The sequence below is a fragment of the Fundidesulfovibrio magnetotacticus genome (assembly GCF_013019105.1).
Lineage (GTDB): Bacteria > Desulfobacterota > Desulfovibrionia > Desulfovibrionales > Desulfovibrionaceae > Fundidesulfovibrio > Fundidesulfovibrio magnetotacticus.
This window is the reverse complement of record NZ_BLTE01000001.1, coordinates 528834-554244: the sequence shown is the minus strand read 5'-3', so window position 1 is coordinate 554244 and position 25411 is coordinate 528834. Positions and strand designations below refer to the sequence as shown.

The following is a 25411-nucleotide window of genomic DNA, read 5'->3' as shown; positions in this document are numbered from 1 at the left end:
TCCGCTCTGTGCTACGCCCCTTTTCCGACATGAAGGACCCCAACGTCAGCTCCGGCGAACCGGCCGCGCAACCCTCCTCCCAAAGCGGCCTCGCGGACGTTCGCCCTCCCGTGGTGCGCCTGCGTCTCTGGCTTGAAACCGGGGACGGCATGTTCTTCGGCTCCGGCCGGGGCATGCTCCTGGAGGCCGTGGCGCGCACGGGCTCGCTCAAGAAGGCGGCCGAGTCGCTGGGCATGTCCTACCGCGCGGCCTGGGGCAAGATGCGGCGCACCGAGAAGGTGCTGGGCGTGCAGCTTATCGAGCAGGCGGGCAGCCGCAAGGGCGGCCACAGGCTCACCCCGGCGGGCAGGCTGCTCATGGAGAAGTTCGGGCAGTGGTTCGACGCCGTGGAGAACTCGGCCGTGGAAAAGGCCCGGGAGATCTTCCCCTGGGCCTGCCTGAGCTTCGCGGAGGCCCGGCGGGCGGGCTTCGCTCCCGCCCCGCGCGAAGACGACGAATCCGAAGGCGATCCCGAATCCTGAGGCCTTGAGCCTCTCCAGCCCCGGACGCCCCTCCGGGAGCTAGCGTCGCGGGCCTTCGCGTCGCTGGTTCGGCGTCCCCTTCAGTCCAGACGCTTGACCAACACCACGATCCCCTCGCCCAGGTGGGCCAGTTCCGGCGGGTAGGCTCTCTCCCGTTCGGCCTCGTAGCCCATGGCCGCGAAAAGGCGCAGCGCCCGGACATTGCCCGTCTGGCATACGGCTCCGAGCCGGGCGATCCCGGCCGACCGGGCTTCGGCCTCCACGCGCCGGAGCAGCCCCCGGGCCACGCCCCCGGCGCGGTTCTCCGGGCGCGCGGCCACGTACTGCACGCGCCACGTGTCGGGTCCGAAGGGTTCACCCGCAAGGGGGAGCAGGCGCAGGTAGTCGGCCTGGCGGTCCAGGGCGGCCCTGGCCTGGACCTCGGTGAGCCCTCGGCGGGCGAAAGCGTCGGCCAGGGCGTCGGGAGAGAGAGGCTGGTAGCCGCCTGGCAGGTCCGTGCGCGCGGTGGCCGTGCCGGAGCAGACGCCGTCCACCAGGGCCACGAAGGTGTGCTCGTAGCGCCCGGCGTGCTGCCGGGGATCGCGGGCCAGGAGGGCCAGCACGCGCTGGGTCCGGTGCGGGTCCAGGCCCAGGAGATGGTCCAGCAGGCCGCGCTTGCGGTGCCCGCGCGCGGCGCGCAGGGCCATGTCCGCGAGGCAGTTGTCGTAGCCGGGGCCTGCCCGGTAGACTGAGAGGGGTTCTGTGTTGTCGACGGGCATGGCAATCCCTACCACGGCGGGATGGAACGGGCAATGGCGGGCGCGCGCGTCTTCCGGGTCGGCGGGCGTGTGGCCCCGGCAGGGCCGGGAGCGCACGGGCGGCGCGAAGCCCGCACGCGGGGGCAGGGCAACGCCCGGGGCGTGCGGCGCGTTCCGCCGGGCGCGGCCGGAACGCAGGCCGCGCGCGGTTTCATAGGGAGCTTCGTTCAGGAACGTTCGGCGTCAGCGGCTCTTGCACTGGTTGAGGGCGTTGTTGCAGTTGGCCACGCACACGGCCCTCTGGTTCGCGTTGGCGATGGTGTTGCAGACGGCCACGCAGTTCTGCCAGTTGTTGTTGCAGTTCACCTCTTGGCGCTTGTTCTGCTGGTAGGCGTTGTTGGAGTAGCCCCCGTAAGAACCAGGACCGGTCTCGTAGCAGCCTGCCAGCAGCGTGACGGCGAAAAGCAGGAAAGCCAGGCTTATGGGGCGCATGGTTGCCTCCTGTGGGTTTGGGCCTAGGATATCTTGCACCACAAAGCGCCGGGCAAGTCAACGCCCCGACCATTGACCCGGCCATCGCCGGGGGGTAAGACCAAGCCCCGGCGGACCCGCCAATTCTTCCAGGAGCCTTCATCCATGCCCCAGTACGAGGCGGTCATCGGCCTTGAGGTGCACGCCCAGCTGCTCACGCGCAGCAAGATCTTCTGCGCCTGCTCCACGGCCTTCGGACAAGACCCCAACGAGAACGTCTGCCCCGTCTGCGCGGGGATGCCCGGGGTGCTCCCGGTGCTCAACGCCACGGCCGTGGAGTACGCGGCCAAGATGGGCATGGCCGTGGAATGCGCCGTGAACCCCGTCTCGGTGTTCGCCCGCAAGAACTACTTCTACCCGGACCTCCCCAAGGGCTACCAGATCTCCCAGTACGAGAACCCCGTCTGCGAGCGCGGACGCGTGGACATCCTGGTGGACGCCGTGCCCAAGACCATCGGCGTCACGCGCATCCACATGGAGGAGGACGCGGGCAAGAACATCCACTCGCAGGCCGACAACGCCAGCTACGTGGACCTGAACCGCGCCTGCGTGCCCCTGATCGAGATCGTCTCCGAGCCCGACATGCGCTCCTCCGAGGAGGCCGTGGCCTACTTGAAGGAGCTGCGCTCCATCCTGGTCTACCTGGGCATCTGCGACGGCAACATGGAGGAGGGCTCCTTCCGCTGCGACGCCAACATCTCCATCCGCCCGGTGGGCCAGAAGGAGTTCGGCACGCGCACGGAGATCAAGAACGTGAACTCCTTCCGCCACGTGCGCCAGGCCATCGACTACGAGATCCAGCGCCAGAAGGACTGCCTGGAGGACGGCGAGCCCATCGTCCAGGAGACCCGGCTCTACAACCCCGAGAAGAACGTCACGGTCTCCATGCGCGGCAAGGAGGAGGCCCACGACTACCGCTACTTCCCGGACCCGGACCTCGTTCCCCTGCGCATCGCGCCCGAAAAGCTCGAGCGCTGGCGGGCCGAACTGCCCGAACTGCCCCGAGCCAAGCGCGCCCGCTTCATGGAGGACTTCGGCCTCTCCGCCTACGACGCCGACGTGCTCACCGCCGAGCGCGACGTGGCCGAATACTTCGAGGCCTGCGTCGCGGCCGGGGGCGACCCGAAAAAGAGCGCCAACTGGATCATGAGCGAGTTCCTGCGCGAGCTGGCCGAAGCGAAAATCTCCGCGAAAGCCGCCAGGCTGCGCCCGGCGGACCTGGCGAAGCTGGTGGCCGTCATCGATTCCGGGCTCATCTCCGGCAAGATCGCCAAGCAGATATTCCCCGAGCTCTTCGCCCAGGGCGGCGACCCCGAGGCCCTGGTGAAGGCCAAGGGCCTCGTGCAGATCTCCGACACCTCGGCCCTGGAAGCCGCAATCGACGCCGTGATCGCCGCCAACCCCGCCGAGGCCGAGGCCTTCCGGGGCGGCAAGACCAAGCTCATGGGCTTCTTCGTGGGCCAGGTGATGAAGGCCACCCGGGGGCAGGCCAACCCCGGACTGGTCAACGAACTCTTGGCCAAAAAGCTGAGCTAGGACCACGCAATGACCGATCACATCCAGTTCTCGCCCGACCAGGAGGCCCTGGTGCTCCTCGACCAGCGCATCCTGCCCGGGCGCGAGGAATACTTCGTCTGCCGCAACACCCAGGACACCATCTACGCCCTCCAGACCATGGTGGTGCGCGGCGCGCCGGCCATCGGCGTCACGGCCGCCTACGGCTGCTACCTGGCCTCCCGCGAGGTGGACCCCGCCGACGCCCAGTGGAAGGCCCGCCTGGAAAAGCTCCTCAAGGACCTGGAGGAGGCCCGCCCCACCGCCGTGAACCTGCGCTGGGCCGTGGAACTCATGCGCAAGGCCTGGCACGCCCTTCCGGACCTGAACCTCGAAGCCCTGCGCGCCAAGTGGCTGGAAATGGCCCGTGAGGTGCACGCCGAGGACATCGAGATCAACAAGGCCATGGGCCGCCACGGGGCCGACCTCATCGACGACGGCGACACCGTGATGACCCACTGCAACGCCGGGGCCCTGGCCACCGCCGGGCACGGCACCGCCCTGGGCGTCATCCGCGGGGCCTGGGAGCAGGGCAAGAAGATCCAGGTGATCGCCAACGAGACCCGCCCCTTCCTTCAGGGCGCGCGCCTCACAGCCTACGAATTGCACAAGGACGGCATCCCCGTGAAGGTGGCCTGCGACAACGCCTGCGCCCTGCTCATGCAGCGCGGCATGGTCCAGAAAGTGGTGGTGGGCGCGGACCGCATCGCCGCCAACGGCGACGCCGCCAACAAGATCGGCACCTTCGGCGTGGCCATTCTGGCCAGGCACTTCGGCGTGCCCTTCTACGTGGCGGCCCCGGCCTCCACCTTCGACCTCTCCACCCCCACGGGCGCGGGCATCCCCATCGAGGACCGCACCCCCCGCGAGGTAACCCACGTGGGCGAGCACCAGATCACCCCCCAGGGCGTTGGCGTGTTCAACTACGCCTTCGACGTGACCCCCGCCGAGCTCATCGCGGGCATCGTCACCGAGCGCGGGGTCATCCGTGCGCCCTACGTGGAGAACATCGCCCGGATCATCGGGGGCAAATAGAGCGCGGGCGCGCCAGGGGCTCTCGTGAGCGCGCGGGCGCTCCGGGTCTCGAAGCGGCGGCCGCCGGGTCGCGCGGCGCCGGAGGGGACAAGCGCCCTCCGGCGCGCCCGCCCTGCCGGACGCCCCGGCGTCCGGGGCCGCGGGAGGCCGCGACACGGTACGCGCACCTGTCCGGGACAGGTCGGCTGAGGCAGGCGTTCCCCTCGGATGAACCCAGGACGGATCGGCCGGGAGTCTGCCATGCGCATGCAATCGTTGGTGTCCATGTTCGTACGGTTTCTTCTCTACGCACTCGTGGCGCTCGTGGTGGCCTACGTGGCCTTCGCCCGGGAGCTGCGCTCCGGGGAGTTCCCCGCGCTGCCCCTTGTGGCCGTGGGCGTGGTGCTCGCCGCCGCCCTGGCCGCCGCCCTCACGCGCTCCGGCAAGAGCCGCGCCGGGCGCAAGGTGTTCCTGATCCATCACGAGGCCGACCAGGAGCGCGCCGCCGAGATCGTGGTCAAGCTGCGCCAGCTGGGCTACGTGCCCTGGTTCGCCCCCGAGGAGATCATGCCCGGCCAGAAGGTGGAGCTCTCGGTGATGCAGGGCCTGGAAGGATGCCCCGTGGCGCTGCTGCTGGTCTCCCAGAACCTGGACCTGGCCGACCCCTTCCTGGCCCGACAGCTGGAGGCCGCCCTGGGCAAGGCCTCCCGCCGCGACGAGTGCCTGAGCCCCGTGATCCCCGCGCTCCTGGACGACACCCCCGCCCCCGAGCAGCTCCAGGCCGTCCAGGTGGCCGACCTGCGCGCCGAAGACGGCTACGAACGCCTGGACAAGGGCCTCAAAAAGATTCTCGACAACGCCTGAACGCGGCCCGGCGCGCCCGGGCCAAGCACCCTACCATGAACCTTCGCATCAACGGACAAGACGCCGCCCACCCCGAGGGCCTCACCGTGGAGGCCCTCCTGGCCGCCTACGGCGCGGACCTCTCGGCCGTGGTGGTGGAACTCAACGAACGCATCATACCCCGGGAGCACTGGCAGGACATGGCCCTCAAGGAGGGCGACCGCCTGGAGATCGTCTCCTTCGTGGGAGGAGGTTGATCCCATGGCCGACCAGCTCGTCATCGGGGGCGTGGCGCTCGAAAGCCGCCTGTTCCTCGGCTCAGGAAAGTATTCGTCCAACGCCATCATCCCGGCCATCGTGGAGGCCAGCGGCGCGCAGGTGATCACCGTGGCCGTGCGCCGCGTGGACCCCGGCGCGGGCAGCGAGAACATCCTCTCGCACATCCCCAGGTCCTGCCGCCTCATGCCCAACACCTCCGGGGCGCGCAACGCCCAGGAGGCCGTGCGCATCGCCCGCCTGGCCCGCGCCGCCGGTTGCGGCGACTGGATCAAGATCGAGGTGATCAGCGACAACCGCCACCTCCTGCCCGACAACCAGGAGACCATCGAGGCCACCCGCATCCTGGCCGCCGAGGGCTTCATCGTGCTGCCCTACATGAGCCCGGACCTCATGGCCGCCAAGCGCATGGCGGAGGCCGGCGCCGCCGCCGTGATGCCCCTTGGCGCGCCCATCGGCACCAACCGGGGCTTCCGCACCCGCGAACTCGTGGCCATCATGATCGACGAACTCGACGTGCCCGTCATCGTGGACGCGGGCATCGGCAAACCCTCCGAGGCCTGCGAGTGCATGGAGCTGGGCGCGGCCGCGGTGCTGGCCAACACTGCCATCGCCACCGCCGCCGACCCCGTGGGCATGGCCCGCGCCTTCGCCCAGGCCGTGGCCGCCGGGCGCGCCGCCTGGCTGGCCGGACCAGGCGCGGTGAGCGAGCAGGCCAGGGCCTCGTCGCCGCTTACTGGATTCTTGCACGAGTAACGGAGGCAAGAGCCTCCGGCGGCCAGGGCTCTGCCCTGGACCCGGCAGGGTGCTGCCCTGCACCCGCTGGGGGGATGATCCCCCCAGACCCCGCAATGGCTTCGCGGGTATCACCCCTCGCAGGGGTGATGGTCTGTCCTGGCGGTCCCCCCTCGCGGGCGTCGCCGCCGACCGTCTTCTGATCGGTCGGCGGCGACGCGCTCCGGGAGAGTCCCATGGACTGCGGAAGGTCCAATCCTTGAAGCATCACAGGAAGTTTGCATGACCATCTTCGACGAACTGCGCCGCTACGACGGCTTCGACTTCCCCGGGTTCCTGGCTGGCGTCACCGACGCCCACGTGGCCCGCGCCCTCCAGAAGGAGCGCCTCACGCCCCAGGACTACCTGGCGCTGCTCTCCCCGGCGGCCGCGCGCCACCTGGAGCCCATGGCCCAGAAGGCCCGGGACCTGACCATCCGCCACTTCGGCCGGGCCATGGTGCTGTTCACGCCCCTCTACCTGGCCAACCACTGCACCAACCAGTGCGTCTACTGCGGCTTCAACACCAAGAACAGGATCGAGCGGCGCAAGCTCACCCTCGAAGAGGTGGAGGCCGAGGCCCTGGCCATCGCGGCCACCGGGCTCAAGCACATCCTCATCCTCACCGGCGAGGACCGCAAGCAGACGCCCCCCGCCTACATGGCGGACTGCATCCGCGTGCTCAAGCGCTACTTCACCTCCATCGCCATCGAGGTCTACCCCCTCACGCAGGAGGAGTACGCCCTGCTGATCGAGGCCGGGGCCGACGGCATGACCATGTTCCAGGAGGTCTACGACGAAACGGTCTACGCCGAGCTGCACCCCAAAGGCCCCAAGCGCGACTACCGCTTCCGCCTGGAAGCCCCGGACCGAGCGGGCCGCGCGGGCATGCGCCAGTTGAACATCGGGGCGCTCCTGGGGCTCAACAGCTGGCGCACCGAGGCCTTCTTCACGGGCCTGCACGCCGACTGGCTCCAGCGCGCCTACCCGGACGCCGAGGTGGCCGTCTCGCCGCCGCGCATGCGCCCCCACGCCGGGGGCTTCCCCCCGCGCGAGATCGTCTCCGACGCCGAGCTGGTGCAATACATCCTGGCGTTCCGGCTCTTCATGCCGCGCGGCGGCGTGACGCTCTCCACCCGGGAGCGCCCGGGGCTGCGCGACAACCTGCTGGGCCTTGGCGTCACGCGCATGAGCGCTGGCGTCTGCACCCAGGTGGGCGGGCGCGCCTCCGGCCAGCACGCTACAGGCCAGTTCGAGATCTCCGACCCCCGCAGCGTGGACGAGATGGCCCAGGCGCTCTACCAGCGGGGCTACCAGCCGGTGTACAAGGACTGGCAGTACCTGTAGAAGGCGGCCATGAACGCCTTCCGCCAGGGCATCGCCAGGTACCTTTCCCCGGAGGAGCTCGTGCGCGTGCGCGCCGTGCGCGTGGGCGTGGCCGGAGCGGGGGGGCTTGGCTCCAACTGCGCCCAGATGCTCGTGCGCTCCGGCTTCGAGGACCTGGTGGTCGTGGACCACGACACGGTGGAGCACAGCAACCTGAACCGTCAGTTCTTCTTCGCACGCCAGGTGGGCATGCCCAAGGTGCAGGCCCTGCGCGCGAACCTCCTGGACATCAACCCAGACGCCGCCGTGCGGGCCGTGCAGGAACGCATTACGTCCGATAACGTCGGCGAACTGTTCCGGGACCGCCACGTGGTGGTGGAAGCCTTCGACGCCGCCCAGGCCAAGAAGATGCTCGTGGAGGCCCTGCTGGGCACGGGCGTGTTCCTGGTGGCCGCCTCGGGGCTGGCGGGCTGCGGCGAGTCGGACCGCATCGTCACCCGCCGCGTGCGCGAAGATTTCTACCTCGTGGGCGATTTCGCCTCCGAGGCCACCGCCCAATGCCCGCCCCTGGCCCCCCGCGTCACCCTGGCGGCGGCCAAGCAGGCCGACATCGTCCTGGATTTCGCCCTGAGGAGACCCCTATGATCGAAGCCATGAAGAACTTCCTCGCGGGCGGCATCTACGCCATCCTCTCGGAGGAGCACTCCCTGGGCCGCTCCAACCTGGAGGTGGCCGAGAGCATCCTCAAGGCGGGCGTGCGCGTGCTCCAGTACCGCGAAAAGAACAAGAAGGCCGGGGCCATGCTCGAAGAGTGCCTGGCCCTGCGCGAACTCACCCGCGCCCACGGGGCCACGTTCATCGTCAACGACCACGTGGACCTGGCGCTCCTGTGCCACGCCGACGGCGTCCACGTGGGCCAGGAGGACCTCCCCCCCGCGGCGGTGCGCAGGCTCCTGGGGCCGGAGCGCATCGTGGGGCTCTCCACGCATGGGCCGTCCCAGGCCAGGGCGGCCCAGTCCTCGGGCGTGGTGGACTACATCGGCGTGGGGCCCATCTTCGCCACCAAGACCAAAAAGGACGTCTGCGACCCCGTGGGACTGGACTATCTGCGCTACGTGGTGGAAAAGATCGAGCTGCCCTTCGTGGCCATCGGGGGCGTCAAGGAACACAACATCGCCCAGGTGCGCGCCTGCGGGGCCAGGATGGTCTGTCTGGTCACGGAGATCGTGGGAGCCGAGGACGTGGAGTCCCGGGTCCGCTCGCTGGCGGCCGCGCTGCGGGCTTAGAAGGAGCAGGTTCATGGAGCTCAAGCATTTCCCGGCGGTGGACGCCGTGACCTTCGACAGCGACAAGGTCAAGGGCGTCTCCGGCCGCGTGCTCATCGGCAAGGACGACGGGGCCGGGCACTTCTGCATGCGCCTTTTCGAGATCGAGCCCGGCGGCTACACGCCCAGGCATTCCCACGACTGGGAGCACGAAATGTTCTTCCACCAGGGCGAGGGCGAAGTGCTGGGCAACGGCGCGTGGAACGCCGTGCGTCCCGGCAGCGTGATCTACATGCCCGGCGGCGAGGAGCATCAGATCAGGAACACCGGGACCACGCCCCTGGTGGTGGTCTGCCTGGTGCCTTCCTTCGCGCCGGAGATGTAGCGCGGCAGGATCAACGGACGCCGTTTCCGGGCCGACCCGGGAGCGGCGCGCAAACCCCAGTCAGGAAGGACCCCCATGAAAACGGCCTTGGTGCTCATCGACATTCAGATGGACTATTTCCCCGGCGGGGCCATGGAGCTTTCCGGCTCCGAAGCGGCGGCGGCCAAGGCCGGGCGCGCCCTGGGCTGGTTCCGCGAAAAGGGCTGGCCCGTGGTCCACGTGCAGCATCTCTCCGCGCGTTCCGGGGCCACGTTCTTCGTGCCGGGCACGCGGGGCGTGTCGTTCCACCATTATGTGCTCCCCGCGGAGGGCGAGCAGGTGGTGGTGAAGCACTTCCCCAACTCCTTCCGGGGCACGGGGCTCCAGGACATCCTGGACCAGACCGACGTGAAGCGCGTGGCCTTCGCGGGCATGATGACCCACATGTGCGTGGACGCCACCGTGCGCGCCGCCTTCGACCTGGGCTACCAGTGCCTGGTGCTGGCCGACGCCTGCGCCACGCGCGACCTGGAGTTCGGCCACGAGGAGGTGAAGGCGGGCAAGGTGCACGCCGCCTTCCTGGCCGCCCTGGGCGCGGTCTACGCCGAGATCGTGGGCGTGAAGGACATGGCCTCGGCCCTGGAGTGATCCGTGACGCCGGAGGTTGACATGTCCCCCGGGGCCGTCACGGCGCGCCTGCGCCGGGTGTCGGAGTTGCGCCGCCTCTGCCTGGCGCTTTCCCAGGCCGGAAAGGTTGACGGGGAGGGCATTCCTGGGGCATCACCCCCCTCCCTGGAGTACGCTCCGGGAACGGACGGCCCCGGCGGGTCCGTCCGGGGCGAGCCCGCCGCGTGACGCAGGCCCCTACCGCGCACGCATCCCCCTTTTCCCGGCCAGGGCGCTAGCCTTCGCGGGCCGGACACGCTACGGATACGCCATGCCAGCCACCATCGCCATCATCGGCCGCCCCAACGTGGGCAAGTCCACGCTCTTCAACCGCCTGCTGCGCAAGCGCAAGGCCATCACCCACGACCGCCCCGGCGTCACCCGCGACCGCCTGGACGGCGAGGCCGTGCTTGCCGGGGTGCCCGTGAACCTCATCGACACCGGCGGCCTCACCCTTGAAGACCCCCAGGGCCTGGAGCTCGACGTGCTCGAACAGGCCCGGCGCGCCGTGGAGGCCGCCGACCTGGTGCTCCTGGTGGTGGACGGCCGCGAGGGCATCACCAGCGAGGACGAACGCGTGGCGGGCCTGCTGCGCCAGTCCGGCAAGCCCGTGCTGGTGGCCGTGAACAAGGTGGACGGCGGCGAGAAGGAGGCCCTCTACACGGCCGACTTCCACTCCCTGGGCCTGGACCTGGCCCCGGTCTCCGCCGAGCACGGCTTCGGCATGCGCACCCTGGTGGACGACATGCTCGCCCGCCTCCCCGAGTTCGAGGACGAGGCCGACCGCCCCGAGACCGAGCTGACCCTCTCGCTCCTGGGCCGCCCCAACGCGGGCAAGAGTTCCATCATCAACGCCCTGGTGGGCGACGCGCGCCTCATCGTCAGCGAGGAGGCGGGCACCACCCGCGACGCCGTGGACGTGGCCTTCGAAAAGGACGGACGGCGCACCGTGTTCGTGGACACCGCGGGCGTGCGGCGGCGCACCAAGATCGAGGACTCCCTGGAACGCATCGCCAGCCTCACGGCCCTGGGCAGCGGACGGCGCGCCGACGTGACCATCCTGGCCGTGGACGGCCCCGGCGGGCTGGCCATGCAGGACAAGCGCCTCATCGCCTACCTGGACAAGGAGAAGGTCCCCTTCATGGTGGCCGTGAACAAGGTGGACCTGGTGGACGCCAAGGGCCTTGCGGCCCTGAAGCAGGAGATGAGCGAGGAGTTGCGCATCTGCCCCCACGTTCCCGTGCTGTTCGTCTCCGCGCTCACGGGCAAGGGCCTGCGCGACGTGCTGCCCACGGCCCGGGCCATTCGCGAGGAGTGCCGCATCCGCGTGGGCACCGGCGAACTCAACCGCCTGCTGCGCGAGGCCGTGGAGCGCCACCAAGCCCCCCTGGTGAAGGGCAAGCGCCCCAAGTTCTACTACCTCACCCAGACCGACACCGTGCCCGCCACGTTCGTCTTTTTCGTCAACGATCCCGAGCGTATCAAGGCCAGCTACGCCCGCTATCTGGAAAACCAGCTGCGCAAGCTCTTCGGCATCCGCCACGCGCCCATCAAGCTCATGTTCCGGGGCAGCCGCCAGCGCAACGAGGACGGCGACATCATCCAGCGCCCCAGGCCCGCGCCCCAGAAGCCCGGCACGCCCAAAAAGCGCTCGCCCCGGGCCGGATCGGACAGGGTGGCCAAGTCTGTGGAGACCGAGGACAGGCCGGTGAAGACCGCTTCGTCCAGGCCTGCTTCCCCGAAGCCCGCAGGCCCGAAGCCTTCCGGTTCGAGAACTGGCGCTCCCAAGGCCCGTGCGCCCCGTTCCGGCGCGGGCAAGCCCGGTGCGGGAAAGTCGAAGCCCTCCAGCACCCGCCCCGGCGAGAAGTCCGGCACGGGACGCAAACGCCCGCCCAGGCCCGGCACTAAGAAGGGATAAGGGAGGGCGGGGGAGACGCCGGGCAGCGCCCGGCGCTCATCCGACCGGGCTCACGCCCCCGACGGCGGCATGGGGTCGGCCCCCGGGCAAAGCTCCACGGGCTTGCCGCCGGGCTCCAGCGTCCACACCCTGAAAGGGTACTCTCCGCCAGCCTGGGCGTCCGTGTAGCCGCAGAACACCAGCGTCCGGCCGTCCGGCGTCCATGCGGGCGCGAAGGCCGTCAGCTCCGGCGGCGTCAGGGCCTGGGTCTTTCCCGTGCCCGCGTCGTGCAGGAACAGCGACGAACTCACGTCCGGAACCTTGCGCCGAAACAGCGGCGTGCCCTCCACCGCCATGCTGAACGCGATCTGGCCGGGATTCCCCGGGCGCACCGCGAAACGGTCCGCGCTGGAGATCATCTTCGTCCCCGATCCCGTGAGTTGCCCCAGAGGAACCTTGCGCGCCGCCTTGCCGTCCAGGCTCCAGTAGGTCAGCTCCTTCATGTCCTGGGTCACCACATGCGCGCCGTCGGGAGTCCACAGAGGCTCGAAGAGGCTCGCCCCGCCTTTGCCGCCGCGCACCAGTTCCGTCGGGGCCTGCCCCGGGCGCGCCAGCATCAGCGCGTCGCCCCCCTTGCCCCGGCGCAGCCACGCCACGCGCGCGCCGTCCGGCGAGAACCGGGGCGACAGCAGGAACTCCTCCGGTCCGGCCAGCGCGCTCGCCGCGCCCGTGGCCGTCTCGCAAACCATCACCCGGGGCTTGCCGCCCGCATCGTCCACCCAGGCCGCCCGCGTCCCGCCCGGCGAGAGCGTGGGCTGGCCGCCGCGACCCAGCCGCCTTCCCTTGCCGCCCCCGGGGGGAAGCAGGAACACCGATCCCTTGTGCTCGTAAACCACGGGCCAGCCCGTCGCCGCCGCCAAGGATTCGCCCCAGCCGCGCGCGCACAGCGTCGCGACGCCCAGCGCCGTCAGAAATGCCCTACGTTTCATTCCGCCGCCTCCTCCGCGCATGTGGACACCACGCCTCCCGTATGCCACGAAAGGCACGCAGCGCCCAGCCCCACCACGCCGAACAGCACGAAGCACGCCCGCAAAGCATCCACCGGGACCGCCTGCCCCGCGCCGCCTGCCAGCAACGCTAAGAGCAGGCCCGTGGCCGACATGGAAGCGCACATGCCCAGGCCGCGCATGGTGGCCATCAGGCCCGAGGCCATCCCCTTGTGTCCTGCGTCCGCGTTGGACATCACAGCCTGGAAGTTGGGCGACACGAAGAGCGCGAATCCGAGCCCCAGCACCACCTGCACCCCGGCGAGCCACCACGCCGTGGCCGCGCTTCCCTCCCAGGCCACCACCAGGAGGCCCGCACCCAGCACCATCAGCCCCGCCGCGCTCACGCGACCGGGCGAGAGCCGGTCTGCCACGCGCCCGGCCAGCGGCGAGGCCAGCGCCTGGACCAGCGGCTGCACCAGCAGCAGAAAACCCGCGTCGTGCGCCGCCATCCCCAGCACCGTCTGCATGAGCAGGCTCAACAGGAAACTTGTGGAGAACGCCGCCGCGTACCCCAGCGCCGACACCATGTTGGACAACGCGAACGGCCGGTTGCACCCCAGGTAGTCCACGTCCACCAGCGGATGCGACCGCCCGGACTGGCCCCGCGCAAAACGCGCCAGCATCCATCCCGAAACGGTCGCCAACGCCGCCCCGCGCCACGACGGCTGCGTCGACACGCCGAAGATCAACCCCAGCATCGAGGCCGTGAACCACGCCGCGTCGCCCCACGGCATCGCCCCCGCGCCGCGTCCCGGCCGCTCCCGGTAGCCCTGGCGGATCAGCCACCATGCCGCGACGCCCGCCGCCGCGCACACGAAAAAGGTCACGCGCCAGGACAACCACGACGTGAGCACGCCACCCACCAGCGGCCCCAACGTCAAACCCGCGAACACGAACATCACGTTGAAACCGACCGCCCGGCCCGTGCGCTCCGGCGGCACGATCCCGAACAGGATCGCACCCGCCACCCCGAACGTCATGGCGTCGCCCACGCCCTGCACCGCCCTGGCCGCCAGCAACGTCCAGGCGTCCTGCGCCAGCCCGCCAAGCAGCGAACTCGCCGTGAACAGCACGCTCCCGGTCATGAACAGGCCCTTGCGGCCGATGAAGTCCGACAAACGCCCGAACGACAGCATGCACGCCGTGGAAAACAGCAGATGCACCATCATCACCATGGCCATCTCGCGCGGCGTGAACCCGAACGCCACGCTCATCGTCGGCATGGCCACCGACAACGCCCCGTACAAGAACGGCGTGAGAAACGACGCCAGGCCAACCGCAGCCTGCGCCTCCAACGACCGGCGCTCTACTTCGTCCATGCAGCCTCCATTCTCTTGCCAGGGCTCCGCCCGGCACCCAGCCGGGCTCCGCCCGGACCCGGCAGGGTTCCGCCCTGCACCCGCCAGGGCTCCGCCCTGGACCCGCTGGGGGGATGATCCCCCCAGACCCCGCAATTGCTTTGCGGGCTTCACCGGCAAAGGCAGGAGTGGGGTGTGGGGCTTTCTTCTCCCGGCTGGGCCGCCGTTGTCCAGGGGCTTCAGGGACACCCGCCGGGAACGCGCTCAAAGCAGCGCTTATCCCGGCGGACTGCCATCGTCGCAAGCGACGATGAACAAGGAATTATCATCTTAAAATCCAAGAATTGATTCTTGCTCGATTCCCTGGCGCGAAGCGCCACGGCCCCCCGAGCGGGGATTCGCGGCTTTGCGCGAATTCCCGCGCGACAGGCGGCGCAGCCGCAAGGGTCTTGCCAGCCGGAGCCGGGCCTCTCCCCGCGCAAAGGCCCGGCTCCGGCAACACAGACCTTCCGGTGAAGCCCGCGAAGCGGAAAGGGATTCCAAAGGGCGTAGCCCTTTGGCCGCCGGAGGCATATTCCCCGACTGCCTAGCCGCTCATCCCTGCCGTACCTTACGCCGTCGCGAAGTCCCGTGCCTGCATGCCCGGCCAGTCCCTGCGTGTCCGCCATAAAAAACCGCCCCGGGCCTGGTGGCTCCGGGGCGGCTGGTGCTGGCTGCTCGGGGGCGTTGCGATCAGGAGACGGCGCTGCCGGGGATGACGGGCTCGGAAGGGCGCAGCAGTTCCAGGCCGCCTTCGCGTTTGACGGCGAGGATCATGCCTTGGGATTCCACGCCGCGCAGTTTGCGGGGTTTGAGGTTGGCGACCACGACGACCTGGCGTCCCACGAGGTCTTCGGGCTTCCAGAACTCGGCGATTCCCGCGACCACCTGGCGGGGTTCGGGATCGCCCGCGTCGAGTTTGACGAGGAGGAGCTTGTCGGCCTTGGGCACGGGCGTGGCTTCGAGCACGGTGGCGACGCGCAGGTCGAGCTTCTGGAAGTCCTCGAAGTCGATGGGTTCCTTGGGGCCGGCGGGGGCTGCCGGTGCGGGCTGGGGCTTGGGGGCTTTGGCTTTGGGGGCCGCTTCGGGCGCGAGGGCGGCGGGGGCCTCGATGCGCGGGAAGAGGTTGGAGGCCTTGGCCACGAGGGTTCCGGGGGTGAGTTGGCCCCATCCTTCGGCTTCCACGGGGAGGTTGATGGCGGCTTGGTCGGGGTTGCAGCCCAGTTGTTCGAGCATGGCGGCGGCGGCTTCGGGCATGACGGGGAGCAGGTGTGCGGCCACCTTGCGCAGACATTCGAGCACGTGGACCATCACGGTGGCCAGGCGCGAGGGGTTCTGTTCCTTGTAGAGGGTCCAGGGGGCCTGGGTGTCGATGTATTTGTTGAGGCCGCGCACGAGTTCCCAGAGGGAGTCGAGGGCCTTGGCGGTCTGGAAGCGTTCGAAGAGGCGCTGGAAGTTGAGGCAGGCTTCCTTGGCCATGGAGCGCAGTTCGTCTTCGTCGGGTCCGCCCTGTCCGGCCTGGGGGATGCGTCCGTCGAAGTATTTGTGGGTCATGGCCAGGGAGCGGCTGAAGAGGTTGCCCAGGTCGTTGGCGAGGTCGGAGTTGAAGCGGGCGCAGAGGGCCTCTTCGGAGAAGGAGGAGTCGTAGCCGAAGGTCATCTCGCGCAGGAGGAAGTAGCGGAAGCCGGAGAGGCCGTATTTGTCCTTGAGGGCCAGGGGTTCCACCACGTTGCCCAGGGACTTGGACATCTTGGTGTCCTTGACGAGCCAGTAGCCGTGCACGTTGAGGTGCTGGTAGGGTTCGAGGCCCATGGCCTTGAGCATGGTGGGCCAGAACACGGCGTGGGGCTTGAGGATGTCCTTGGCGATCAGGTGGTTGGTGTGCGGCCAGTAGTCGGCCATGGTTTTGGAGTCGGGCCAGCCCAGGGCGGTGAGGTAGTTGAGGAGCGCGTCGAACCAGACGTAGGCCACGTAGTCCTTGTCGAAGGGCAGTTCCACGCCCCAGTCCAGTCGGGACTTGGGACGGGAGATGCAGAGGTCTTCGAGCGCGCCGGACTCCAGGAGGGCCACCACCTCGTTGCGATACTGCTCGGGGCGGATGAATTCCGGGTTGGCTTTGATGTGGTCCAGGAGCCACTGCTGATACTTGGCCATGCGGAAGAAGTAGTTCTTTTCCGCGATGTATTCGGGCTTGATCTTGTGGTCCGGGCAGAGGCCGTCCACGAGCTCCTTCTCGGTGTAGAAACGTTCGCATCCGAAGCAGTAGTGCCCGCCGTATTCTCCGAAGTAGATATCGCCCGCGTCATAGACCTGTTGCAGGGCCTTCTGGACAAGCCGCTTGTGCTCGGGGTCCGTGGTGCGGATGAACTGGGAGTACTCGACGCCAAGCTGGGGCCAGAGATCCTTGAAGAGGGCGCTGATGGCGTCGCAGTAGGCCTGCGGGGTCTGCCCGGCGGCGCTGGAGGCTTTGACGATCTTGTCGCCGTGCTCGTCCGTGCCGGTGAGGAAGCGCACGTCGTGGCCCATGACGCGGTGGAAGCGGGCCATGGCGTCGGCCAGGATGGTGGTGTGGGCGTGGCCCAGGTGGGGCCTGGCGTTCACGTAGTAGATGGGCGTTGTGATGTAGAAGCGTTCCACGGTCATTCTCCGGGTTCGGCGTGCGGTGCTTGGGGCGCGTCCTGTCGTCTGGGCTTGGGCTTGCGTTTGCGCTTGCGCTTGGGCCTGGGCTGGGAGGGGTCGTCGGGGAGTCCGGCGGCCACGAGTTCGCCGTCGTCGCCGTGGGTGGCGGTGTCGGACTGGTCCGGGGCGGATTCCGGTTCGGGCCTGGGCCTGGGTGGCGCGCTGGGCCGTTGTTGCGGCTGCTGCTGCGGCGGAATGTAGGGCGTCCAGGTTTCGCCCGCGATGGCCTTCCATTCCTCCAGGGTGAGTTCCCGCTCTTCGCCGTGCTCGTTGAACACGGAGATGGTCTCGCGGAAGATGTTGGAGCGCAGGACTTTCACGGGGCCCTGGTTGGTCTGGTATTTCTTGCCGATCTTGGGGCAGCGGCGCTGGAATTCCTCGTAGGTGGACTGTTCGTAGGCCAGGCAGCAGAGAAGCCTGCCGCACATGCCGGAGATTTTTGTGGGGTTGAGGAAGAGGTTCTGTTCCTTGGCCATCTTGATGGTGACGGGCTGGAACTTGCGGATGAACCGTGCGCAGCAGCACATCTGCCCGCAGTTGCCGATGGCGCCGAGCATCTGCGTCTCGTGGCGCACGCCGATCTGGCGCAGCTCGATGCGGGTGCGGTAAGCCTTGACGAGGTCCTTGACGAGCTCGCGGAAGTCGATGCGTCCCGGCGCGGTGAAGTAGAAGATCATCTTGGAGCGGTCGAGGAGGATCTCCACGTCCACGAGCTTCATGTCGAGATTGCGCTGGGAGATGCAGCGCCGACAGTGACGGATGGCTTCGCGGGCGAGGAGACTGTTCTCCTCGTGCTGCACGAGGTCCTCCTGTTCGGCGAGGCGCTGGATGGGCTTGAGCTCCGTCGGCTCCACGTCCTGCGGGAGGTTTTCGGTCAGGAGGGCCACCTGTGCCATGGCCGGTCCCTGATCGGTCTTGACCAGGACATGCTGCCCGGCCAGAATCACCTGGTTGGGCGCGCAATAGTAGTATATCTGGCCGTTCTCCCGGAACCTGAGTCCCAGAATGGTAGTCATGGCGATATCCGAAACGCCCGGCGGGCGGTTGAAGATGAGTCGAACAAGCAACCATAGCCCAAGCCGGGGAGAACTTCAAATCCCCCTGGGCATGGGGAACCGACGGGCGGGCGGCGGAGAAATTTCTGAAAATTTGTTGACGATTGATTGACAAGGTGGGGCTGAACGCGTAATCCCCTTCTTCCGCGACGGGGGGCAACTCCTGAAGCGCAAAACGGGTCATTAGCTCAATTGGTAGAGCAGCGGACTCTTAATCCGTTGGTTGTAGGTTCGAGTCCTACATGGCCCACCAGAAAGACAGGGGTTACGGTAAGCAGCCGTAACCCCTTTTTCTTTGGTTTTGCGCGAGCGATGGCGTGCGCGACGTTCCGCGCGCCCTCCCCGGCGGGGCTTTACAGTGTCCAGGCGTGCCGGAAAGTTCCGGCTGGACAGGGCGCGCCGGAAACCGCTAGGAGCGCAAGACAGGAATCCCAAGCCAATCCGAAGGGAGCGTGCCGGAAGGCGTCGGCATCGCGGAACGCGTCGTACGCATCCTCAGTAAAAACCTGCTCGGGGTGCGGTGTTTCCTGGCGGTCGAGGATCTGTGCCTCGCCCGCTTGGCCTTCAAAGACATCTGCAGTCGGCAGTGGCGCATTGGACGGCACGGCTACCGAACGCTGGAACAAGCCAGAACAAAGCAGACGGGAGGTAGCCAGTGCGGTCTGAATCAAGCGGCGTGCCTGTCCGAGAAGTCTTGGACCGCTGCAATGATCCGATAACAGCGGGGCAGGCCGTAATGTGCAAGTGGGCGCCTCGCGGGCTGTCATCCAATTGATTTGCTGCGATTTTTTGAGTATGGTCCATAAAAGAAAACAAATCAATAGTGTTAGTGATTAGGGGTGGCGATGAATTTTGTTGAAGCTCTTAAGCTTTCTTCGCAGATTTTGCGTCGTATGCCTCGTCCGTCTCAAGTCGTGAATGCCGCAAAATTTGCATATAATTACTGTGTCTGTGGATGCAGGCAAAAAGTTCTGCGGTACAACCCGGTAAGTGTCGGTGTCTTTGTGACATTCAAGTGTAATATCAGGTGTGCGAAGTGTTTTAGCCGGTGTGTTAATTCGCGCGAATTTGCGGATATGGATTTTACGGTTTCAGATTTTGATAGGTTGTTGAAGTCTGACTTTTCGAGGGATGCCGTCAGAGTGTCTTTTGTTGGCGGTGAGCCACTTGTTCATCGTGATCTTTTCGAAATGATTTGGATGGCGCATCGAGACAGCAAGTTGACGATGTTCCCGACGAACGCTCTTCTGATTGGCCAACGAATAGATGAGTTGGCAAAGTCTCCGGTGGATGCGATCCAGATTAGTGTTTATAATGAGCATAAGGGCCGTCAGTTTGAGGCCATGGAATTGCTTAGGAGTAAGAATTCCAAGGTTTCCGTGTGTTTGTCACACTGGGTGACCAGGGAGACATACTTGGAGGCTGAGGATGTTATCGTTTCTGCACTGGATATGAAGGCGAACAGCATAGTTATTCAGAATTTTTTGCCGCAACAGGGAGGTGATCCGTCTCCTGATGATATTTCCTCTATCATTACAGACGGTGATTCGCATATCATTGAGTATTTTTTGGAGCTTAAGCGTCGCTATGGGAAGAAGATAAGTCTTTCGTTGCCGTCGCCTCTGGTTCCCGTGTCCCGTAGGCACTGCCCTCAGCCGTCGATTGCCGTATTTATCGATAGACATGGCAATCTTTTTCCGTGTTGTTTGGCCACGCCAGCAAATCCACGCTATGGCAATATATATAAAGATGTTGATGTATGGAATGGTGGGGTGTTCAAGGCGTTAAGGTCTGATTTTGTGTCTAGTTTTCCTGTGTTGAAGGAGTGTGAGCATTGCTGTCTCGGTTCAGACTATGTGAGGCCTTTTATTTGAGTGAAGTGAGATAGGTATAACCTGACAGTCCCTCCTCGAAAGAGGAAGTGGTCATGCCGGTCCTGGCTGGGGTAGCGCTGGAGTTGCGAAACTTCACAAACCCTAACCGAGGAGACCGTCAGGACCACCGCGATGAAGGTAGCACGAAGGAAACTGGCCTTGCTAGAGTTGGCGAAGGAACTTGGCAGCGTGAGCAAGGCCTGCCAACTTGCCGGTTATTCCCGGCAGCAGCCCTAAGAGATTCGCCGGAATTCCCAGGCGTTCGGCGCCGAGTGGCTCTTGACCGGATGCCTGGCCCGCGCGGCCCGCTCTCCAACCGCGTGGACGAAGCCGTGGAGAAGGCCATCCTGGACTACTGCCTGACGCATCTCACGCACGGCCCGTTGCGCGTGGCCCAGCACCTGATGCTCGTAGGCGTGCGCGGCGTCTGGAGCCGACATGGGCTGCTGCCCCCCCATCACGGCAAGAGAGGCGCTTCTACGCGGTCCGCCCTCAGGGGCGGGCGATGGCCTCCGCCATCTGGGCGATCTCGTCCTCGGGGTAGCCTTCGTCCCGCAGGAGCTTCACGAAACGGTTGAGGGCCTGGCGCGCCTGAAGGGCCGAGTCCCGCCCGTGCAGGCGGTAGAGCAGACCCCAGAGCACGTCGCTCAGGGGGTCGGCGGCCAGGGCCTTTTCCGCCAGTTCCAGGGCATGGCGCGTGCGCCCCGCGTCGGCCAGCTGCCCCCCCCACACCAGCACCATGCGGGCCAGGGCCTTGCCGAGGGCGTCCCGGAAGGCCCGGGTGCGGTCCTCCCCCGTTACGCCCGGCGCGAAGTCGCCTTTCCAGAAGGCTTCGGCCCTGGCGAAGGCGTTGCCGGACTGCCAGTGCTCCCGGAGTCTGGAATGCTCCAGGCCCTGCGTCGCGGCCTCCTGGAACTCCAGGGCGTCCACCCGGCAGTGTTCCAGCCAGACGATCCCCTTGTCCCGGTTGAGGTAGCGCTGCACGTCCATGCCCGGCAACGCGCCCGAGAAGGTCTTGCGCAGGCGCGAGACCATGGTGTCGAACTTGATCTTCGCCGCTCCCGGGGAGCTGTCGGGCCAGAAGTGCAACTGGGCCACGTCCTGGGGCATGCGCAACTCCGGCGAGGCCAGGAGCAGGCAGAGCAGTTCGCGTTGTGCGGGCGTGAAGTCCTGGGCCACCAGCACGGTCCTGCCCGCGGCCCGGACGGCGAAGCCGCCCAGGGTCTGGAAGTTGAGCAGCGGCAGGGTCGAGCCGTCGTCCAGGATCGCCTCGTCGAGCTGCCTGGCCGCCAGGGCGCGGGCGTAGCCCGCGTGGATGCCCCGGCGCACGGCCATACCCAGCACGCGCCTGGCCGCCCGGGGCGTCCAGCCCCAGAAGTGCCGGTAGGCGTTGGCGCGCAGGAGACCGAGCGCGGACGCCGCGTCGTCGGCCGCGCCTTCCTCGTCGCCCGTTTCCAGGCGGACGAAGCTCCGGTGCAGAAGCCCCCCGGACTCCAGGTAGGCCGTGGGCATGGCGCGCGCCTCCACGATGCCCTGGTCCAGACGCGCCAGAGCCTCGGCGTGGCGTCCGCAGAGGCCCAGGGTCAGGCCGGTGAGGGTGTGGTTGAGCGAGGCGAAATAGAGCCCCCCTGCCCGGCGCCGCAGGCGCGTGGCCTCGTCGGACGCATCCAGGGCCTCGGCGTGGCGTCCCTGCAGGGCCATGGCCACCCCCTGGAGCTGGAGGATCTGGCTGGCCAGGTGCGGGCTGAGCGGGGCCTGTCCGGCCTGGGCGGCCAGGTGGAGGGCCTCCTCGGTCTCTCCCCTGGTGATGGCCGTGTCCATCTCCCAGATCAGGCAGAACGGCCCCACGATGGACTGCGAGACCATGTCCGCGCCGTAGTCTTCCACGAGCTGGGCTTTCTGCCGGAAATAGTTGTCGAAATCTCCGTCGTGGAACAGGAAGTTGATGAGCATCATCCGGATGGCCATGCAGTTGAACGTGCCCACCTCCGGGCGGCGCACCATGGCCGCCGCCCGCTCCAGCCAGGGCCGCGAAAGGCTCAGGCGGCCCGCGAAGATCTCAATATAGCCCCGGACCAGGAGGAGCGCCGCTTCGCAGTTCACCAGGCTTTCCGCGCGGGCCAGGGCAAGGGCGCTCTCCGCGTGGAGCGTGGCCGTGTAGGAGTCGGCCAGGAAGATGCAATGGCCCATGGCCAGGCTGCGCGAAAGCAGAATGAAGGTTGAAGGGTCCAGGGACTGCGCGTGGCGCCCGAAAAGCTCCTCGGCGCGGCCCAGGAATTCCTCGCCTTCGCGATAATGCCCGGTGGTGGTGATGTGGATGGAGATGACGTGGGCCAGACACACCAGCTCGCCCAGTTCGTCGCCGCGCGCGCGCAGTTCCCGGAGCGCGCCGTGCAGCAGGGGGAGCGCCCGGGCGGGGGCGAAGTCCAGGTGGGCCAGGGCCAGGCAGAGGGCGCACCAGCCGTGGCGGGCGAGCGCCCCGGGCGGCATCCCGCCCAGGATGTCCGCGAGGGTGGCTGTCTGGTTGGCCGCGAGCATGGCCAGGCCCTGGCGGCGCAGCACGTCCTCCATGGCGGCGTGGTCCCCGGCCGCCAGCAGGTGGCGCAGGGCCTGGGCGTTGTTGCCCTGGGCGAAGAAGTGGCGTCCGGCCTGGAGATGCACGTCCCGGATCTCCTCCGGGGTCAGCTCTTCGCGGGCCTTTTCGCGCAGGTATTCCCGGAAGAGGTGGTGGAGCCCGAAGAGAGTGCCTTGCGGGTCCAGACGGCGCACGAAGAGGTTGCGACGGGCCAGCTCGTCCAGTTCCCCGCCCACCCCGGGCCGCCGGGCCACGGCGACGGCCAGTGCCGCGGGGATTTCCTCCAGGAGGGAGAGGGCCATGAGCGGGCGGCGCAAAGCGGGCTCCAGGGGGGCGAAGACCTTGCGCCGGAAGTAGTCCCGAATGCCGCCGCCCGGGGACGCGTCAGGGTCGTCGCCCGGCAGCTTCTTGCCCTTGGCCATGCGCAGCCCCAGGAGCAGCGTGCCCATGATCCAGCCGTCCGTGCGCTCGACGATCTCGCGCACGGCGTCCTGGGAAGGGGTGAGCTCGAAGACGTGGTGGAGCAGGTCGGCGGTCTCGTCCAGGCCGAGGGAGAGGTCGTGGTTGCCCAGGTGCACGGCGGAGCGCCCGGCGGCCTGGCCGTTTGCGCCGGAGAAGGGCAGGGGCTCGCGCGAGGAGAGGACGAAGTGTAGCTGGGGCGGGGCGTTGGCGAGCAGGTATTCCAGGATGAAAAGGCTCGTGAGGTGGCCTGTCAGGTGGTGGAGGTCGTCGAAGACCATGTAGACGTCGCCGATCAGGCAGCTCCGGAGGGCCTGGAGCAGGGGGGCGATGCGCCGGGGCAGGTCCGCGGAGGCCATGCCGCCGCTGCCCGGGCCACCCGGAGCGGTGTCGGGGCAGGCGGGCAGGCTGCGCGCCAGGCAGGCCTGGACGGCGGCCAGGAACACGGCGGGGTCGCGGTCTTCCGGGTCCACCTGGAACCAGACGGCGGCCGTGTCGAGCCGGTCGAGAATCTGACGGATGAGGGTGGATTTGCCCTGCCCGGCCTGGGCCTCCACCACGATGTCCGGGCGGCGCGTGCCGATGCGGCGCAAGAAATCCTCGACGACCCGTTCCCGGGGGAACAACCGGGGCGCGTGGACCTGGTGAGGGTAAAACTTGTCGGCGCGAACCTGCAAGCCGGACTCCTAACGCGGTGGCGTGCCGATGATTGTCCTGCATACGGATAACTGCTTGAAAGATCAAATGCTCCTTTTGTTTCGGGCGGCTGACGGAGGGGAGCGGGATGTGCCGCCGACCACGGGGCGCGGACGCTGATCCGATCTAACATGCTGAAATGGAACATCCTGTGTGCAAGTGCCTCTCACATGTCGGCATCGGTTCAGCAGTAAGGAAAATGTCAGGGGGGCTGTTAAAGACAGGCATGAAGTCCGGGAAGCGATCCTCATCCGTGTTCCCGGCATGGTCGCTCCGGGCGGGGCAAGGGCCGCTTTGTCGGCCTGGCCCTGGAGCGCGGGGCGCGCGACAACGTCACCGCGCTGCTGGTGCGCTGCCTGGAGGCGTAAGGGGGCGGTCGTTCAGCGGCCGGGGCGGGGGATGACCTCGAAGGGGACCAGTTCGCGGGCCTCTTCCAGGAATTCGCGCATCTCGGTCGCGCTCTCCGGGGAGTGGACGATGCAGAGCACCGCGCGGTGGCTGTCCAGGGTGGAGAGCACGCCAAGGTGCCCGTGGGCCTCCAGCAGGAAGCGCAGCAGGGCGATGTGGGCCGGGTCGGCGCGCAGGTAGAGCCGTGCGGAGCGGCGCGGGGCCGCGTAGGGATCGCGCCGTTTGCGCGGGGCCGGTTCGGGCCAGGTGTCCGGGACGCGGCGTCGACGGCCCTTGCCGCCTCCGCCGCCCGTCTTGCCGCCCCCGGCGGCCGGGTTTCGGGGAGAGGCCAGCGAAGTTCCGTTCCCGCGCGTCTCCCCTGCGGCGTCGCTGCCCGGAGGGACGTGCGCCGCCCCTCCGTTCCGGTCCGGCGTCACGCGCCCTGTCCCAGGATGCGGCAGCCGTCTTCGGTCACCGCCACCATGTGCTCCCAGCGGATGCCGCCCCACTCGGGGTAATAGAGCCCCGGCTCCACGGTGACCACCATGCCCGGCTCCAGCGTGCCCTGGGCCACGGGAGAGAGGCTCGGGAACTCGTGGGTCTCCAGGCCGATGCCGTGCCCCAGGGCGTGGGTGAAGGCCTTTTCCACGCCGAAGCGCTCGAAGTAGCCCCGGGCGGCCTGGTAGGCCTCTGCGAAGGTCAGGCCCGGGCGGATGGCCTTGATGGCTTTGGCCTGGGCCTGCTGGGTCAGCTCCAGGGCCTTGCGGAAGTGGTCGGGGGGGCGGTTGCCCACCCAGAAGGTGCGGGTCTGGTCGGAGTTGTATTCGGCGTAGCGTCCGCCCATGTCCACCAGAACCATGCACTCGTCCTTCACCACGTCGCGGCCGGGCTCGGCGTGGGGCAGGGCGGCGTTGGCGTCCACGGCCACGATGGGCGAGAAGGCCAGCTCGGTGGCCCCGAAGTCGCGGAAGAGCTGTTCGAGCCGCCAGGCGATCTCGCCCTCGCTGCGCCCGGGCAGGAGCACGTCGGGCGCGGCGCGCATCACGCGCTCGTTCACCGCGCAGGAGAGCTCCAGGCGCTTGAGCTCCTCGGGCTCCTTGAAGCGGCGCAGCTCCTCCACCAGGCCGTGGGTGGGGGCCAGGTCCAGGGATTCGCGCAGGTGGCCGTGGGTGTCCACGCTCATGGCGCGGCTCTCGAAGGCGATGGGGCCGGAGTGGGTCTTGGACAAAAACTCGCGGATCTGGGCGAAGCGCTGCCCGGCGTAGATGAAGATGTCGTCCTCGGGCCAGAGGCGGCGGGCGGCGTCGAGGAAGCGGGGGTCCGTGAGGAGCTTGTCGGGGCCGTCCACGCGGATGAGGAGCATGCCCGAGGACTCGTTGCACTGGGAGTCCGACAGCTCGAAGCCGCTCAGGTAGAAGCGGTTGGCGGCGTGGGAGACGAGCAGGGCCTTGTGTCCGGCCTGGCGCATGCGCGCGCGCAGTTTTTCCCGCCGGTTTTGGTAGACGGCGGGGGCGAAGGGTTCGAAGCTCACG

The 25411-nt window shown here is 67.8% G+C and carries 23 protein-coding genes, 1 tRNA gene and 1 pseudogene; 16 read left to right on the top strand and 9 right to left on the bottom strand.

Features of this window, described 5'->3' with window-relative positions:
- Nucleotides 1-29: 29 nt before the first annotated feature.
- Nucleotides 30-521: a winged helix-turn-helix domain-containing protein gene (locus tag NNJEOMEG_RS02540; RefSeq protein WP_173080957.1), complete on the top strand. Its 492-nt coding sequence runs from the start codon at nt 30-32 to the stop codon at nt 519-521.
- A gap of 80 nt (nt 522-601) precedes the next feature.
- Here NNJEOMEG_RS02540 and NNJEOMEG_RS02535 read toward each other — a convergent pair whose 3' ends face one another.
- Together NNJEOMEG_RS02535 and NNJEOMEG_RS02530 are read right to left on the bottom strand one after the other, a co-directional pair.
- Nucleotides 602-1279 carry a GNAT family N-acetyltransferase gene (locus tag NNJEOMEG_RS02535; RefSeq protein WP_173080955.1) on the bottom strand — a complete coding sequence of 226 codons (678 nt, stop codon included), beginning with the start codon at nt 1277-1279 and terminating at the stop codon, nt 602-604.
- Between the two features lie 222 nt (nt 1280-1501).
- Nucleotides 1502-1750: a hypothetical protein gene (locus NNJEOMEG_RS02530; RefSeq protein WP_173080953.1), complete on the bottom strand. Its 249-nt coding sequence runs from the start codon at nt 1748-1750 to the stop codon at nt 1502-1504.
- 144 nt (nt 1751-1894) lie between these two features.
- On the opposite strand from NNJEOMEG_RS02530, the gene gatB reads away from it, so the two are divergent.
- The 12 genes from gatB (at nt 1895) to der (ending at nt 11789) form a co-directional block, all read left to right on the top strand.
- On the top strand, nt 1895-3325 hold the full coding sequence (gatB, locus tag NNJEOMEG_RS02525; RefSeq protein WP_173080951.1) for an Asp-tRNA(Asn)/Glu-tRNA(Gln) amidotransferase subunit GatB: 1431 nt from the start codon (nt 1895-1897) through the stop codon (nt 3323-3325).
- Between the two features lie 9 nt (nt 3326-3334).
- Nucleotides 3335-4378, top strand: coding sequence for an S-methyl-5-thioribose-1-phosphate isomerase (gene mtnA / locus NNJEOMEG_RS02520; RefSeq protein ID WP_173080949.1), 1044 nt, complete (start codon nt 3335-3337; stop codon nt 4376-4378).
- Between the two features lie 240 nt (nt 4379-4618).
- Nucleotides 4619-5221, top strand: a complete 603-nt coding sequence (locus NNJEOMEG_RS02515) for a toll/interleukin-1 receptor domain-containing protein (protein ID WP_173080946.1) — start codon at nt 4619-4621, stop codon at nt 5219-5221.
- A 35-nt stretch (nt 5222-5256) separates the two neighbouring features.
- On the top strand, nt 5257-5457 hold the full coding sequence (gene thiS / locus NNJEOMEG_RS02510; RefSeq protein WP_173080944.1) for a sulfur carrier protein ThiS: 201 nt from the start codon (nt 5257-5259) through the stop codon (nt 5455-5457).
- A 4-nt stretch (nt 5458-5461) separates the two neighbouring features.
- Nucleotides 5462-6232, top strand: a complete 771-nt coding sequence (locus NNJEOMEG_RS02505) for a thiazole synthase (protein WP_173080942.1) — start codon at nt 5462-5464, stop codon at nt 6230-6232.
- Nucleotides 6233-6493: 261 nt separating this feature from the next.
- On the top strand, nt 6494-7597 hold the full coding sequence (gene thiH, locus NNJEOMEG_RS02500; RefSeq protein ID WP_173080940.1) for a 2-iminoacetate synthase ThiH: 1104 nt from the start codon (nt 6494-6496) through the stop codon (nt 7595-7597).
- Nucleotides 7598-7606: 9 nt separating this feature from the next.
- Nucleotides 7607-8221 carry a sulfur carrier protein ThiS adenylyltransferase ThiF gene (thiF, locus tag NNJEOMEG_RS02495; protein ID WP_173080938.1) on the top strand — a complete coding sequence of 205 codons (615 nt, stop codon included), beginning with the start codon at nt 7607-7609 and terminating at the stop codon, nt 8219-8221.
- A complete protein-coding gene (gene thiE, locus NNJEOMEG_RS02490) occupies nt 8218-8862 on the top strand; it encodes a thiamine phosphate synthase (protein ID WP_173080936.1) in 645 nt (214 codons plus the stop codon). Before thiF ends, thiE begins: the two co-directional genes overlap by 4 nt.
- A 13-nt stretch (nt 8863-8875) precedes the next feature.
- Nucleotides 8876-9226, top strand: coding sequence for a cupin domain-containing protein (locus NNJEOMEG_RS02485; protein WP_173080935.1), 351 nt, complete (start codon nt 8876-8878; stop codon nt 9224-9226).
- Nucleotides 9227-9301: 75 nt separating this feature from the next.
- Nucleotides 9302-9853, top strand: coding sequence for a cysteine hydrolase family protein (locus tag NNJEOMEG_RS02480; RefSeq protein ID WP_173080934.1), 552 nt, complete (start codon nt 9302-9304; stop codon nt 9851-9853).
- Nucleotides 9854-9874: 21 nt separating this feature from the next.
- A complete protein-coding gene (locus NNJEOMEG_RS02475; RefSeq protein ID WP_173080933.1) occupies nt 9875-10060 on the top strand; it encodes a hypothetical protein in 186 nt (61 codons plus the stop codon).
- 82 nt (nt 10061-10142) lie between these two features.
- On the top strand, nt 10143-11789 hold the full coding sequence (gene der / locus NNJEOMEG_RS02470; protein ID WP_173080932.1) for a ribosome biogenesis GTPase Der: 1647 nt from the start codon (nt 10143-10145) through the stop codon (nt 11787-11789).
- Between the two features lie 50 nt (nt 11790-11839).
- Here der and NNJEOMEG_RS02465 read toward each other — a convergent pair whose 3' ends face one another.
- The 4 genes from NNJEOMEG_RS02465 to NNJEOMEG_RS02450 all read right to left on the bottom strand — a co-directional run bounded on the left by NNJEOMEG_RS02465 (nt 11840) and on the right by NNJEOMEG_RS02450 (nt 17849).
- Nucleotides 11840-12757 (bottom strand): TolB family protein, encoded by a 918-nt coding sequence (locus NNJEOMEG_RS02465; RefSeq protein ID WP_173080931.1) that lies wholly within the window; start codon nt 12755-12757, stop codon nt 11840-11842.
- Nucleotides 12754-14136, bottom strand: coding sequence for an MFS transporter (locus NNJEOMEG_RS02460; RefSeq protein ID WP_173080930.1), 1383 nt, complete (start codon nt 14134-14136; stop codon nt 12754-12756). The genes NNJEOMEG_RS02465 and NNJEOMEG_RS02460 overlap by 4 nt, the downstream gene beginning before the upstream one ends.
- A 711-nt stretch (nt 14137-14847) precedes the next feature.
- Nucleotides 14848-16791 carry a methionine--tRNA ligase gene (gene metG, locus NNJEOMEG_RS02455; protein ID WP_173080928.1) on the bottom strand — a complete coding sequence of 648 codons (1944 nt, stop codon included), beginning with the start codon at nt 16789-16791 and terminating at the stop codon, nt 14848-14850.
- Nucleotides 16792-16793: 2 nt separating this feature from the next.
- Complete coding sequence (locus tag NNJEOMEG_RS02450; RefSeq protein WP_173080926.1) at nt 16794-17849, bottom strand: PSP1 domain-containing protein; 1056 nt, start codon at nt 17847-17849, stop codon at nt 16794-16796.
- Between the two features lie 216 nt (nt 17850-18065).
- On the opposite strand from NNJEOMEG_RS02450, the gene NNJEOMEG_RS02445 reads away from it, so the two are divergent.
- The 3 genes and pseudogenes from NNJEOMEG_RS02445 to NNJEOMEG_RS20435 all read left to right on the top strand — a co-directional run.
- A tRNA-Lys gene (locus NNJEOMEG_RS02445) sits at nt 18066-18141 on the top strand.
- Nucleotides 18142-18733: 592 nt separating this feature from the next.
- Nucleotides 18734-19762: a radical SAM protein gene (locus tag NNJEOMEG_RS02440; RefSeq protein WP_173080924.1), complete on the top strand. Its 1029-nt coding sequence runs from the start codon at nt 18734-18736 to the stop codon at nt 19760-19762.
- A 132-nt stretch (nt 19763-19894) separates the two neighbouring features.
- Nucleotides 19895-20220 (top strand): annotated as a pseudogene (locus tag NNJEOMEG_RS20435) (IS481 family transposase); the annotation flags it as partial.
- 34 nt (nt 20221-20254) lie between these two features.
- Here the strand turns inward: NNJEOMEG_RS20435 and NNJEOMEG_RS02435 are convergent.
- The 3 genes from NNJEOMEG_RS02435 to NNJEOMEG_RS02425 all read right to left on the bottom strand — a co-directional run bounded on the left by NNJEOMEG_RS02435 (nt 20255) and on the right by NNJEOMEG_RS02425 (nt 25410).
- Entirely contained in the window at nt 20255-23389 is a 3135-nt protein-coding gene (locus NNJEOMEG_RS02435) for an AfsR/SARP family transcriptional regulator (RefSeq protein WP_217270463.1), read from the bottom strand.
- Between the two features lie 483 nt (nt 23390-23872).
- Complete coding sequence (locus NNJEOMEG_RS02430; RefSeq protein ID WP_173080920.1) at nt 23873-24316, bottom strand: DUF4911 domain-containing protein; 444 nt, start codon at nt 24314-24316, stop codon at nt 23873-23875.
- Nucleotides 24313-25410 carry a M24 family metallopeptidase gene (locus tag NNJEOMEG_RS02425; RefSeq protein ID WP_268885670.1) on the bottom strand — a complete coding sequence of 366 codons (1098 nt, stop codon included), beginning with the start codon at nt 25408-25410 and terminating at the stop codon, nt 24313-24315. Before NNJEOMEG_RS02425 ends, NNJEOMEG_RS02430 begins: the two co-directional genes overlap by 4 nt.
- Nucleotide 25411 lies beyond the last annotated feature (1 nt).

What these genes read in the sequence shown, in the direction of transcription:
- NNJEOMEG_RS02540 (WP_173080957.1), top strand. Translation starts at nt 30, where the DNA reads ATGAAGGACCCCAACGTCAGCTCCGGCGAACCGGCCGCGCAACCCTCC.
- NNJEOMEG_RS02535 (WP_173080955.1), bottom strand. Translation starts at nt 1,279, where the DNA reads ATGCCCGTCGACAACACAGAACCCCTCTCAGTCTACCGGGCAGGCCCC.
- NNJEOMEG_RS02530 (WP_173080953.1), bottom strand. Translation starts at nt 1,750, where the DNA reads ATGCGCCCCATAAGCCTGGCTTTCCTGCTTTTCGCCGTCACGCTGCTG.
- gatB (WP_173080951.1), top strand. Translation starts at nt 1,895, where the DNA reads ATGCCCCAGTACGAGGCGGTCATCGGCCTTGAGGTGCACGCCCAGCTG.
- mtnA (WP_173080949.1), top strand. Translation starts at nt 3,335, where the DNA reads ATGACCGATCACATCCAGTTCTCGCCCGACCAGGAGGCCCTGGTGCTC.
- NNJEOMEG_RS02515 (WP_173080946.1), top strand. Translation starts at nt 4,619, where the DNA reads ATGCGCATGCAATCGTTGGTGTCCATGTTCGTACGGTTTCTTCTCTAC.
- thiS (WP_173080944.1), top strand. Translation starts at nt 5,257, where the DNA reads ATGAACCTTCGCATCAACGGACAAGACGCCGCCCACCCCGAGGGCCTC.
- NNJEOMEG_RS02505 (WP_173080942.1), top strand. Translation starts at nt 5,462, where the DNA reads ATGGCCGACCAGCTCGTCATCGGGGGCGTGGCGCTCGAAAGCCGCCTG.
- thiH (WP_173080940.1), top strand. Translation starts at nt 6,494, where the DNA reads ATGACCATCTTCGACGAACTGCGCCGCTACGACGGCTTCGACTTCCCC.
- thiF (WP_173080938.1), top strand. Translation starts at nt 7,607, where the DNA reads ATGAACGCCTTCCGCCAGGGCATCGCCAGGTACCTTTCCCCGGAGGAG.
- thiE (WP_173080936.1), top strand. Translation starts at nt 8,218, where the DNA reads ATGATCGAAGCCATGAAGAACTTCCTCGCGGGCGGCATCTACGCCATC.
- NNJEOMEG_RS02485 (WP_173080935.1), top strand. Translation starts at nt 8,876, where the DNA reads ATGGAGCTCAAGCATTTCCCGGCGGTGGACGCCGTGACCTTCGACAGC.
- NNJEOMEG_RS02480 (WP_173080934.1), top strand. Translation starts at nt 9,302, where the DNA reads ATGAAAACGGCCTTGGTGCTCATCGACATTCAGATGGACTATTTCCCC.
- NNJEOMEG_RS02475 (WP_173080933.1), top strand. Translation starts at nt 9,875, where the DNA reads ATGTCCCCCGGGGCCGTCACGGCGCGCCTGCGCCGGGTGTCGGAGTTG.
- der (WP_173080932.1), top strand. Translation starts at nt 10,143, where the DNA reads ATGCCAGCCACCATCGCCATCATCGGCCGCCCCAACGTGGGCAAGTCC.
- NNJEOMEG_RS02465 (WP_173080931.1), bottom strand. Translation starts at nt 12,757, where the DNA reads ATGAAACGTAGGGCATTTCTGACGGCGCTGGGCGTCGCGACGCTGTGC.
- NNJEOMEG_RS02460 (WP_173080930.1), bottom strand. Translation starts at nt 14,136, where the DNA reads ATGGACGAAGTAGAGCGCCGGTCGTTGGAGGCGCAGGCTGCGGTTGGC.
- NNJEOMEG_RS02450 (WP_173080926.1), bottom strand. Translation starts at nt 17,849, where the DNA reads ATGACTACCATTCTGGGACTCAGGTTCCGGGAGAACGGCCAGATATAC.
- NNJEOMEG_RS02440 (WP_173080924.1), top strand. Translation starts at nt 18,734, where the DNA reads ATGAATTTTGTTGAAGCTCTTAAGCTTTCTTCGCAGATTTTGCGTCGT.